Genomic DNA, 11,455 nt, shown 5'->3' on the forward strand with positions numbered 1-11,455 from the left:
GCGGTACGACGACCTGGTGCTGGCCACCGGCTCGGCCCCGTTCGTGCCGCCCGTGCCCGGCCGGGACGCCGTCGGCTGCCACGTCTACCGCACCGTCGAGGACCTCGACGCGATCCGGGCCGACGCGACGAAGGCCGTGGTGGCGGGCGGCGGTACCGGCATCGTGGTCGGCGGCGGCCTGCTCGGCCTGGAGGCGGCCGGCGCGCTGCGGGCGATGGGACTCACCACCCATGTGGTCGAGTTCGCCCCCCGTCTGATGGCCGTCCAGGTCGACGAGGGCGGTGGCGAACTGCTCCGCCGCAAGATCGAGGAGCTCGGCGTCACCGTCCACACCGCGGCCGCCGCGAGCGGGATCGCCACCGGCCCGGACGGCGCGGTGCGCGGCCTGCTCCTCTCCGACGGCCGCGAACTCGCCGCCGACCTGGTGGTGTTCTCGGCCGGCGTCCGCCCCCGCGACGGGCTCGCCCGGGACTGCGGCCTGGCCGTCGGCCCGCGCGGCGGCATCGTGGTCGACGAGCGCTGCCGCACCGAGGACCCGGCCGTCCTCGCCATCGGCGAGTGCGCCCAGGCCGCCGACGGCCGGGTCTACGGACTGGTCGCCCCCGGCTACCAGATGGCCGAGACGGCGGCCCGCGAACTCGCCGGCCGCCCCGGCCCCGGCTTCACCGGCGCCGACACCTCGACCAAGCTCAAGCTGCTCGGCGTCGACGTCGCCAGCTTCGGCGACCCGCACGGCACCGCCGAGGGCGCGCTCGACGTGCTCTACAGCGACGGCCGGCTGGGCGTCTACCGCAAGCTGGTGATCGGCACCGACGGGGCCCTGCTCGGCGGTGTCCTGGTCGGCGACACCGACGCCTACGGCACCCTGCGCCCGCTGGCGACGGCCGGCCGGCCGCTCACCGTCCCGCCCGAACAGCTGGTGCTGCCCGCCGGATCCGCCGCCGCCGGCCCGATCGCGCTGCCCGACGACGCGGTGCTCTGCTCCTGCCACAACGTCACCCAGGGCGCCGTGCGCGCCGCCGTCCGGGAGCAGGGCGCCGGCAGCGCCGCCGAGGTCAGGAAGTGCACCCGGGCCGGCAGCGGCTGCGGCAGCTGCCTCAAGCAGGTCACCACCGTCGTCACCGAGGAACTCGCCGCCGCGGGGGCCGAGGTCGGGACCGGCCTGTGCGAGCACTTCCCGCAGAGCCGCGCCGAGTTGTACGAGATCGTCCTGGTCACCGGCATCACCACCTTCTCCGCGCTGGTCGACCGGCACGGCACCGGCGAGGGCTGCGACATCTGCAAGCCGACCGTCGCCTCGATCCTGGCCAGCCTCTCCAACGGCCACATCCTGGACGGTGAACAGGCCGCCCTCCAGGACTCCAACGACCACTTCCTGGCCAACCTCCAGCGCAACGGCTCCTATTCGGTGGTGCCCCGGGTGCCCGGCGGCGAGATCACCCCGGAGGGCCTGATCGCGATCGGCGAGGTGGCCCGCGACTTCGGCCTCTACACCAAGATCACCGGCGGCCAGCGGATCGACCTGTTCGGCGCCGGCGTCGACCAACTCCCCGCCATCTGGGCCCGATTGGTGGACGCCGGCTTCGAGTCCGGGCACGCCTACGGCAAGGCGCTGCGCACCGTGAAGTCCTGCGTCGGCGAGACCTGGTGCCGCTACGGCGTCCAGGACTCGGTCGGCCTCGCCATCGAACTGGAGCTGCGCTACCGGGGGCTGCGCTCCCCGCACAAGCTCAAGTCGGCGGTCTCCGGCTGCGCCCGCGAGTGCGCCGAGGCCCGGAGCAAGGACTTCGGCGTCATCGCCACCTCCGCCGGCTGGAACCTCTACGTGGGCGGCAACGGCGGCATGACGCCCCGGCACGCCGACCTGCTCGCCGCCGACCTGGACCGCGAGACGCTGATCCGCACCATCGACCGCTACCTGATGTTCTACATCCGGACCGCCGACCGGCTGGAGCGCACCTCGGTCTGGCTGGAGCGGCTCGACGGCGGCCTCGACCACCTGCGCGCGGTCGTCCTCGACGACGCGCTCGGCATCGCCTCCGAACTCGACGCCCTGATGGCCCGCCACATCCATTCCTACCAGGACGAGTGGGCCGCTACGCTGGCCGACCCGGACCGGCTCCGCCGCTTCGCCTCCTTCGTCAACGCCCCCGGTACCCCCGACCCGGCCGTCACCTTCGTCCCCGAACGCGGCCAGATCCGCCCCGCCCGCCCCGACGAGGACGGCCACGTCCTCCCCGCCCCCGCCCCCGCCCCGGTCCTCGTGGCCGGCCCCCGACTGGAGGTGCTCGCCAAGTGACCGTGGAGATCCACGACGGCACCCGCTGGCAGCCCGTCTGCAGCCTCGACGACCTGCAACCGGGCCGCGGCGTCGCCGTCCTGCTGCCCCCCACCGACACCCAGGTGGCCCTGTTCGTCGACCGCTCCGGCGCGCTGTACGCCGTCGACAACCGCGACCCGTTCAGCGGCGCGCACGTGCTCTCCCGCGGCCTGCTCGGCAGCCGCGCGGGCCGGCCGACCCTCGCCTCGCCGATGTACAAGCAGACCTTCGACCTCACCGACGGCCGCTGCCTGGACGAGGACACCGCCCCCGACGGCACCCCCGCGGTGCTCCGCCGGTGGCCGGTCCGCGCCGCGGCGACCGACTCCCCGAATCCTCGGAACTCCTGGAAGGAGGAGCGGGCATGACCACCGCCCTCGGCACCCGCCCGGCCCGGCGGACGGCCGGCGCCCCCACCCTCACCCACTGGGACCCGGAGGACCGCGAGTTCTGGGAGCGCACCGGTGCCCGCACGGCCCGCCGCAACCTGATTCTGTCCGTCCTCTCCGAGCACATAGGCTTCTCGGTCTGGAGCCTGTGGTCCGTCCTGGTGCTCTTCCTCGGCCCGGAGTACCACATCGACCCGGCCGGCAAGTTCACCCTGACCGCCCTCCCCACCGCGCTCGGCGGTCTGCTCCGGCTGCCGTACACCTACGCCGTCGCCCGGTTCGGCGGCCGCACCTGGACGGTCGTCAGCGCCCTGCTGCTGCTGGTCCCGACCGGCCTGGCGGCGCTCGTCCTCACCCCCGGCGTCTCCTACGGCACCCTGCTCGCGGTGGCCTGCGTCGCCGGTGTCGGCGGCGGCAACTTCGCCTCCTCGATGGCCAACATCAACTCCTTCTACCCGCACCGCCTCAAGGGCTGGGCCCTCGGCATCAACGCCGGCGGCGGCAACCTCGGCGTCCCCGCCGTGCAACTGCTCGGCCTGCTGGTGCTCGCCACCGCCGGCGCCGCCCACCCCCGGCTGCTGCCGCTGATCTACCTGCCGCTGATCCTGGCCGCCGCCGCCCTCGCCTGGGGCCGGATGGACAACCTGCCGACCGCGCCCCGGGAGCCCGGCGCACCCGCCGACCGCTCGCTGCGCGAGGTCGCCCGCGACCCCTACGGCTGGGCCGTCTCCACCCTGTACATCGGCACCTTCGGCTCGTTCATCGGCTTCGGGTTCGCCTTCGGCCAGGTGCTCCAGGTGCAGTTCCACGACCGCTTCGACACCCCGGTCAAGGCCGCCGCGCTCACCTTCCTCGGTCCGCTGCTCGGCTCCCTGCTGCGGCCCGTCGGCGGCCGGCTCGCCGACCGCTGGGGCGGCCCCTGGGTCACCCTGGTCACCTTCGTCGCGATGGGCGCCGGCACCGCCGTCGTCCTGGCCGCCTCCCGGGCCGGATCGCTGCCGCTCTTCCTCTCGGGCTTCATCGCGCTCTTCGTCCTCAGCGGCATCGGCAACGGCTCGACGTACAAGATGATCCCCGCCCACTACGAGGGCCGGGCCCGCCTCGCCGTCGCCGACGGTGCCGACCCGGCCGCCGCCGAGGCCACCGCCCGCCGCCGCACCGCCGCGCTGATCGGACTGGCCGGCGCGATCGGCGCCTTCGGCGGGGTGCTGGTCAACCTGGCCTTCCGGCAGTCCTTCCTCGGCAGCGGCAACGGCGACGACGCCTACCTGGCCTTCCTCGTCGCCTACCTGTGCTGCTCCGCCCTCACCTGGGCCGTCTGGCTCCGCCCGGGCGCCCGGCGCTGACCGCGACACCTTCGGCCCCGGGCACGGACCACCGCGCCCGGGGCCGGCGGCGGTCCGGCGGCTCAGATGTGCACGACCGCGCCGCAGGCACCGGGCGACAGCGTGAGGAAGCCGTAGCTCCGGACGGCCGGGGCGCCGCCGTTGAACCGGCAGATCCACCCGGTCGGGCCGAACAGGGCACGCAGCGCGTTACCGTGCGCGTCCGTGCTGTACCAGTCGGCGCTGCGCACCGTGTTGCTCAGGACGTACCCGAAGGGGCTGCTCGCGAACGGGAGGTTGATCCGGCGGTTCACCTGGTCCACCGCGGGGACCCTGTTGATCGCGCGAGGGACCAGCACGCCCGGCTCGTCGCCGGGCCGCGTGTGCGATCACCGGCATCCTGGCGCCGCCCAACCGGCGCCCGAAAGCCCCCAGTCCCCTGGGACGCCCGGCGTCACCGCAGGTCAACCCCGGTCCTCCGCCTCCGCCGCCACCACCTGTTCTTCCTCCGGTGGTGTCCCGGCCGCCCGCCCGGGGCCGGGCGGGCGGCGGCCTCCCGCGTTGTTAGGGTCGGGGCATGGCAGTGAGCAGGACGGGCATCGGCGGTCCCGGCGGTCCCGGCAGTTCCAGTGGTCCCGGTGACGGTCCTCGTCCCCCCACGCGGTTGCGGCTCGACGCGCGGCGCAACCGCGACCTCCTGCTCGCCACCGCCCGCGACCTGTTCGCGCGGCACGGGCTGGACGTCCCGCTCGACCAGATCGCCAAGGAGGCGGGCGTCGGCAACGCCACCCTCTACCGGCACTTCCCGACCCGCCACGCCCTGGTCGGCGAGGTCTTCGCGAACGCCGCGAACCTGCTCGCCGAAGCCGCGGAGGAGGCGCTGGCCACCGAGGACGCCTGGAGCGCGATCGAGGGCTACTTCGAGCGGATCCTCGAACTGGTCGCCGCGGACCGGGGGATCAACGACCTGGTCACCCGGGCTGTCCCGACTGTCCCCGGACTGCTCGGGACCAGCCGGCGCAACGCCGCGACGGTCGGCTCCCTGGTCGCCCGCGCGCAGCAGCAGGGCACCATGCGCGCCGACATCGCCACCGTGGACCTGCTGTTCATGTTCGGCGCGCTCTGCCGGTCCCTGCCCGTGGCCACCGAACTGCGCGCCGACCTGTGGCGCCGCTACCTCGCGCTGCTGCTCGACGGCTTCCGCACCCGGGCCACCCACCCGCTGCCCGTACCGCCGGTCGGCGAGGAGCGGTTGGACCGGCTGTTCGCCGAGCTCTGGGAGGCCGACACCCCGGCCGACGCACCGGCGGCGGCACCGGCACCGGCCGACGCACCGCCGACCGCCTGAAAGCCTGCCCCCACCCGACCGCCCCGGCGTCAGGAACCCGTACGGACCGGCCCCGCCCGCGTCAGAGCTCCGTCAACGAACCGCCCTTCCCCCCTCCGCCGGGCTTGGCTGGCACCGACGACACCGGTCATCAGCGACCGGTGACCGGTCGGAAGGACGGACAGCGCCATGGCGGACGAGCCGACAGCCCTCCCCAACGAATCGGGGGCGCCGGAGGACGACGGCCGAGGCCGGATCGTGGTCGGCGTCAGCGGCTCGCTCGGCAGCCTCGCCGCCCTGCACCGCGCCGTCGCCGAGGCCCGCCGGCTCGACGCCGAGGTGCTCGCCGTGCACTGCTGGACCCCGGTCGGCGGCGAGTTCGGCTACCGCCGGGCGCCCTGCCCGCCGCTCCTCTCCGCCTGCCGCGACGCGGCCGCGACCCGGCTGCGCGAGGCCCTCGACCAGGCCTTCGGCGGCACCTGGCCGGGCGTGCGGCTGCGCAGCGTCGCCGTCCGCGGCGAGACCGGGCAGGCCCTGGTCCGCTGCGCCGACCGGCCGGACGACCTGCTCGTCCTCGGCGCCGGCCCCCGCGGCCTGCTCGCCCGGACCCTGCACCCGTCGATCACCGCCTACTGCGTGCGGCACGCCGCGTGCCCGGTGCTGGCCGTCCCGAAACCGCCGCTCCAGCGCGAACTGGAGGCCATGGAGCGCCACCCCCGGACCCGGCTGACGGTGACGGTGTGACCGCCCGTCTCGCTCCCTCGATGTCCGCCGCGATTGCCCTCACCACCTCCGCCGCGCTGCTGCCCGCCCTCGCCGTCCTCGGCGAGCTCCGTCCCACCTGGGTCGCGCTCGCCGCCTACGCCGCCCTCTGCGCCGCCGTCGGCGGCCGCTCCCGCCCCTCCGCCGCCCCGCTGATCGGACCGGCGGCCTGGCTCTTCCACAACGGCTTCGTCGAACACCGGCACGGTGCCCTCGACCTCACCGCCCCGGCCGTCGAGGCCGCCCACGTCCTCCTCCTCGGCGCGGCCGCCCTCACCGCCGCCCTCCTCACGGCTCCGCGCGGCCGGCGCCCGGGCAGGCGCTACGACCTCGCGGCCTGACGACCCGACAGTCCAACAAGGCGACAGCCCGACGACCTGACGACCCGAAGGCCCCGGCGGGCCGACCTATGATGTGTCATCTCGCTGACAGCCGCTGGGGATGGGGAACGCGTTGGTCGAGCAGGCGAAGCATGCGGTCGTGACGATCGACCCGCCGGCGCGGACGACGAGCGGACGATGAAGGGATCCTTCCGGGCACTGCTGATCGGCGTGCCGAAATACCGCGACGAGCACATCACCGACCTCCCGTTCGTCCGGGACGACCTCGCCGAACTGGAGGAGGCGCTGTCCTCGGCCGGCTACGAGGTGGTCGTCCACGAGCCCGACGAGACGGACCGGGAGAGCATCGACGCCGCCGTCGAGACCTTCTTCCAGCAGGCCACCGCCGGCCAGACGCTGCTGGTCTACCTCAGCGGCCACGGCATCCACCACGACGGCACGGACTACCTGGTCCCCAGGGGAGCGCTCACCAGCGCCCGGGACTTCCGCGGCAAGTGCCTGGCGCTCGACTTCGCCCCGTACGTCGAACAGAGCCTGGCCGGCGACGTGGCCGTCCTCGTCGACGCCTGCCGCGAAGGCATCGTCATGCGGGAGATGGCGCCGAGCAATGCCGTCGGCTGGTCCGAGGCGAAAGTCCGCCGGGTCGGGCGACGGCACTACTGCCACGTCTACGCCTGCTCGCCCGGCGAACGCGCCCGCTACGCCACGGCGGGCGGGACCACGTTCAGCCTCTTCTCGCGGGCGCTCAGCACCGTGGTGGCGAGCGAGACCGGCCCGAGCACCCTCGCCGACCTCCACGAGCAGCTCCAGACGGCCGTGGACGCGCTCACGAGCGAACACGAGTGCCCGCGCCAGCAGGTCAGGGTCCGCACCGAGAGTGAGCTCGACGGCTTCGTCCTGTTCGAGCGGCCGGACCGCGAGCCCGCGGGTGCGGCGGGGGAGCACCCCTGGGTGGTCCGGGCCCGGGAGCACCCGGCCTGGCGGCAGGTGGCCGACGGCCCCGGCGCCGAGGCGATGCGCACGGCCGTGACCGCCCTGGTCGAGCGGTTCGCCCCGCTGGCGGCCGCCGACGACCGGGCCCTTGCCGACGACCCGTGGCGGCTGACCGACCTCGCCGAGCGGATGTCCGGCCGGCTGGGCTGGCTGCTGTCGAAGGTGCTCAACGCCGAGAAGCTGGCGCTCGCCCCGGCCGAGGCGGCGCTCCTGGTGGCCGCGCCCTTCGCCCATGTGGCCTGCGCGAACCGGGTCGCGGTCGAGGCGCTGTCGGTCGGGCCCACCGACCTGGCGACGTCGGCCGCACCGGCTGCTGCTCCCTCCCCGCTCCGGGCCGGTTACGAGCAGTTCGTCACGGGCCGGGCGAGGCTGGTCCGGCGCGCCGCCCAGGCCGAGCGCGGCGGCGACGCGGCGGGGGCGGCGGGCATCGCCTGGTGGCTGTTCCGCCAGTGGCTGGCAGGCAGGCCGGGCGGCCACCACGAGAAGGTCCTGACCGGCCTGTGCGGACCGGTCGGCGCGCTCACCGAGCACCTCACGGCACCCGGTGACCGGGATCTGGTCGCCGAACTGTTCGCCCTGGACGCCCTCCCGAGCCTGCTGCGCTCGCTCCGGACCTCCTACGACACCACCGCGATCCGTCCGGTCCGCCAACTGGCCGGCGCCACCGAGGCGGAGCAGTACGTCCGGGAGGAACTGCTCGGCGCGCTGCTCGCGGTCGCGCACCAACTGGCCGTCGACCCGTTGCGGCTGCCGGACGTCGTGGTGGAGCACCTGGGCATCTCGTACGCGGTCGACCTCGCCGAACTGCACGGGACGATCCAGGGCGCCCGCTGGGACCCGCGCGGCCGGACCAGGGTGCTCACCGCCGCCTGCCACCACCCCGCGGTGGGCCTGGCGCTCCGCCAGCACGCCGCCGCGCTGGACACCCTGCTGGGCGCGATCGACCTCCACGCCGGCGCCGACCCCCAGCTCGCCCCGCTCCAGGACCTGCCGGTCCACGCGACCGCCGACCAGGTCCACGCCGCCGCGGACGAGCGGGGGCGGCCCATCTACGAGTCCACCGACCTGCGGTTCCGGCTCGCGGACGACCGGATCCAGGAACTCCTGATGGGGGAGCAGCTCTACGGCGACCAGGCGCTGGCGATCCGCGAGCTGTACCAGAACGCGCTCGACGCCTGCCGCTACCGGGACGCCCGCACCACCTACCTCCGCCGCCGCGACCCGCACGTGCCCGCCTGGTCGGGCCGGATCGACTTCCGCCGGGGCGTGGACGAGCGCGGCCAGGCCTATCTGGAGTGCCGCGACAACGGCATCGGCATGGGCGAGCGCGAACTGCGCGAGGTGTTCTCCTACGCGGGCATGCGCTTCGCCGACCTGCCCGAGTTCCTCGACGAGCAGGCGGCCTGGCGGGCCGAAGGTATTGAGTTCCACCCCAACAGCCGCTTCGGCATCGGGGTGCTGAGCTACTTCATGATGGCCGACGACATCTCGGTCACCACCTGCCGCCTGGACCGCGACGGCCACCCCGGCGACCGCCTCCAGGTGGACATCGCCGGCCCGGGGTCGGTCTTCCGCATCCGCAACCTGGGACGGGGCCACGACGCGGGGACCGTCGTCCGGCTGCACCTGCGGAATCCGGAGACGGCGCCGTCGTGCACGGATCTGCTGCGGCGGCTGCTGTGGATCGCCCCGTACGACGTGACGGCGGAGGACCAGGAGGAGCGGCTGGTCTGGGAGGCGGGTGTGCTGTCGCCGTTCGCGCCCATGGGAGAGGACGACCAGGGCGGTCCCGACAGGTCTGAGCCGGCCGAGGTACGTGTGGACGCCACGGAGCGTCCGGGCATGTGGTGGGTGAGTTCCTGGGGCGGCGTCCTCTCGGACGGCCTCTGGGCCGGGGAGCGACTGTTCGGAGCCGTGGTCGACCTGAAGGGGCTTCAGGCACCCAGGTTGACCGTCGACCGCACCCGTGTCCTGAGTTACGACACCGACCACGTAGCCGGACTGCTGCGCGAGCAGATTCCGGCGCTTCTGCGCCAGGAAAGCCGGGTCCTCACCCACGACTGGCTCTCGGAACTGGTCGACCATGACCCTCTCCTGGCCGACGCCATTGCCGAGTCCGCGGTCGACGCCGGATACCGGCCGTGGGCCGTGCGCGGCCACGAGGTGGACGTCACCGCCGTGGGGTGCTTCCCTTCGGATGCCGCGTTCCTCGGACTGCGTGATGCGCCCGTTCCCAATCCGATCGGCAATCTCGTCGGTGTCCCGAGGCACATCGAGGACTGGCGGGCCTTGGCGTGGGCCGGCTCCGGCATCCCCGGGGTGAAGGCAGCAGCCAGTACCGGCATGCCGGTGGCCAGGCCGACCGACCGGTTCGTCCTCCAGCCGAGGGAACTGCACGGGGCACGCAGTTTCGAGGCCTCCAAATCGAACGAGATTTCCGACTGGTTGGATCCGGCCGCACCGGTGCCGCTCGGGCACATTCTGGCTGCGGCACAGCGGATCGGATGCCCACCGAGTGAGGTGGGCGTCCGGCTCACGCAGCTTGGATACCGGTTGCCGGCGGGCCATCGACTCCCGCAGTCCTTCGACGTGAACGATCTCGGAATCCTCAGTCGAGACCTCGATGGGCAACCTCCGTGGCTCGACCCGGAGGAGCCCGTATCGCTCCGACATGTCCTGTCGGCCGCCGACAAATTGGGCTTCGCACCGGAAGCGGTGGTGGACCGGCTGAATGCCCTCGTCGACGGGTCGGTGGAGCAGCTGGCACTCCCGAAGTCTCCTGAGGCCGTGGGACTCGTGCGTGCCCTGGATCTGGCTCCTGGGAGTCCGGTGTCCCTGCGGCAGGTGCTGAGCGTGGCGCAGCGGACGGGACGTCGCCCTGGTGACGTCGTGCGGGATCTGGCGGTACTCGGCCACGCCTACACAGGCCCGGTGGCGCCGACGAACGTCGAACAAGGCGACCTGATGGTGCTGAGTCGTGATCTCGACGAGAGGAGTCCGTGGCTGGAGACCGGGGAAGCGGTGTCGGCCTGGCATGTTCTGTCGGCTGCTTCGCGGCTCGACCGCACACCGGCGGCTGTCATCGCGAGGCTGGCGCAGCTCGGCCACGGTGTGGCGGGAGGTGCGAGTGGACCGTCGGCTCCGGTACCTGACGACATGGCGCTGCTCATCGCCGAGGAGGAGGGGTCGGTAGGGCCGCTGAGAAGGGCCGGTGCCCAGGTGTCGATGGGACATGTCCTGTGGGTGGCGCACTTCCGGGAGCGTTCGCCGAGAGTCGTGGTCGACAGGCTCATGGAGCTCGGCTACCGGGTGCCCGAGGGCATCGAGGTCCCCGACCGGGCGCTGCCGGACGACCTCCTGATCCTGAGTGCGGACCTGAACTGGCGTGAACCCTGGTTGCCGCCGGGGCAGCCGGTGCCGGTGGGCCATGTCCTGCGAGCCGCCGGCAGGCTGGGGGACCGGTCACCCCGGCAGGTCGCCGACCGGCTGGCGGAATTCGGTCACCCGCTGGCCGACCCCTCGTTCCTTCCCGAGACGGTGTACTCCGACGACCTTCTGCTTCTCAGCGCGTTCCAGAGCGGGCAGGCGCCTTGGCTGCGGACGGGGGAACCGTTGGACGTCTGGCACGTCCTGTTGTGTACGGCGGAAACCGGTCTGCCGCCCGGTGAGGTGGTGGCCAGGCTTGCCGACCTGGGCCACCGGTTGCCGGACGGCATCGCGGCACTGCAGGAGGCCGTGGCGTTGGTGCCGGAGTTCGGCGGGGGACCACGTCCGGAGCGCCCGGTCTCTCTCGTGGACGTACTCCGGCTGGCGGGTCGCGAACATGATCCGGCCGATGTGGCGCGGCGGCTTCGCGCGATGGGTTTCACGTTCGCCGGGGACGTCGTCTACGAGTGACCCGCAGTCACCCGCCCGTTCCCCGTGGTTCGGACACCCGTTCTGACCTGGTAGTGTTCTTCCTGTCGCGAGGGAAACGAACAGAATCCCCCGTCAGGCGT

Annotated in this window: 8 protein-coding genes; 7 read left to right on the forward strand and 1 reads right to left on the reverse strand. The window is 73.6% G+C overall.

Annotated features, from left to right (window positions below; genetic code table 11):
- From nirB to VR45_RS33730, 3 genes are all read left to right on the forward strand, one after another.
- Positions 1-2,299 (forward strand): nitrite reductase large subunit NirB (gene nirB / locus VR45_RS33720; RefSeq protein WP_045943713.1); only part of this gene is annotated, 2,299 nt, incomplete at its 5' end.
- Positions 2,296-2,688: a nitrite reductase small subunit NirD gene (gene nirD, locus VR45_RS33725; RefSeq protein ID WP_045943714.1), complete on the forward strand. Its 393-nt coding sequence runs from the start codon at positions 2,296-2,298 to the stop codon at positions 2,686-2,688. The genes nirB and nirD, both read left to right, overlap by 4 nt.
- Positions 2,685-4,055: a nitrate/nitrite transporter gene (locus tag VR45_RS33730; protein ID WP_045943715.1), complete on the forward strand. Its 1,371-nt coding sequence runs from the start codon at positions 2,685-2,687 to the stop codon at positions 4,053-4,055. Before nirD ends, VR45_RS33730 begins: the two co-directional genes overlap by 4 nt.
- Before the next feature lie 62 nt (positions 4,056-4,117).
- Here the strand turns inward: VR45_RS33730 and VR45_RS33735 are convergent, their stop codons facing one another.
- Positions 4,118-4,357: a hypothetical protein gene (locus VR45_RS33735; RefSeq protein WP_159394454.1), complete on the reverse strand. Its 240-nt coding sequence runs from the start codon at positions 4,355-4,357 to the stop codon at positions 4,118-4,120.
- A 254-nt stretch (positions 4,358-4,611) separates the two neighbouring features.
- On the opposite strand from VR45_RS33735, the gene VR45_RS33740 reads away from it, so the two are divergent.
- The 4 genes from VR45_RS33740 to VR45_RS33755 all read left to right on the forward strand — a co-directional run bounded on the left by VR45_RS33740 (position 4,612) and on the right by VR45_RS33755 (position 11,354).
- A complete protein-coding gene (locus tag VR45_RS33740) occupies positions 4,612-5,382 on the forward strand; it encodes a TetR/AcrR family transcriptional regulator (RefSeq protein ID WP_078897102.1) in 771 nt (256 codons plus the stop codon).
- A 168-nt stretch (positions 5,383-5,550) separates the two neighbouring features.
- Positions 5,551-6,105, forward strand: a complete 555-nt coding sequence (locus VR45_RS33745) for a universal stress protein (RefSeq protein ID WP_045943718.1) — start codon at positions 5,551-5,553, stop codon at positions 6,103-6,105.
- On the forward strand, positions 6,102-6,464 hold the full coding sequence (locus VR45_RS47415) for a hypothetical protein (RefSeq protein ID WP_052709582.1): 363 nt from the start codon (positions 6,102-6,104) through the stop codon (positions 6,462-6,464). The genes VR45_RS33745 and VR45_RS47415 overlap by 4 nt, the downstream gene beginning before the upstream one ends.
- A gap of 177 nt (positions 6,465-6,641) precedes the next feature.
- Positions 6,642-11,354 (forward strand): caspase family protein, encoded by a 4,713-nt coding sequence (locus VR45_RS33755; RefSeq protein ID WP_045943719.1) that lies wholly within the window; start codon positions 6,642-6,644, stop codon positions 11,352-11,354.
- Positions 11,355-11,455: the final 101 nt, after the last annotated feature.

The organism is Streptomyces sp. NRRL S-495 (assembly GCF_000966955.1).
Lineage (GTDB): Bacteria > Actinomycetota > Actinomycetes > Streptomycetales > Streptomycetaceae > Kitasatospora > Kitasatospora purpeofusca.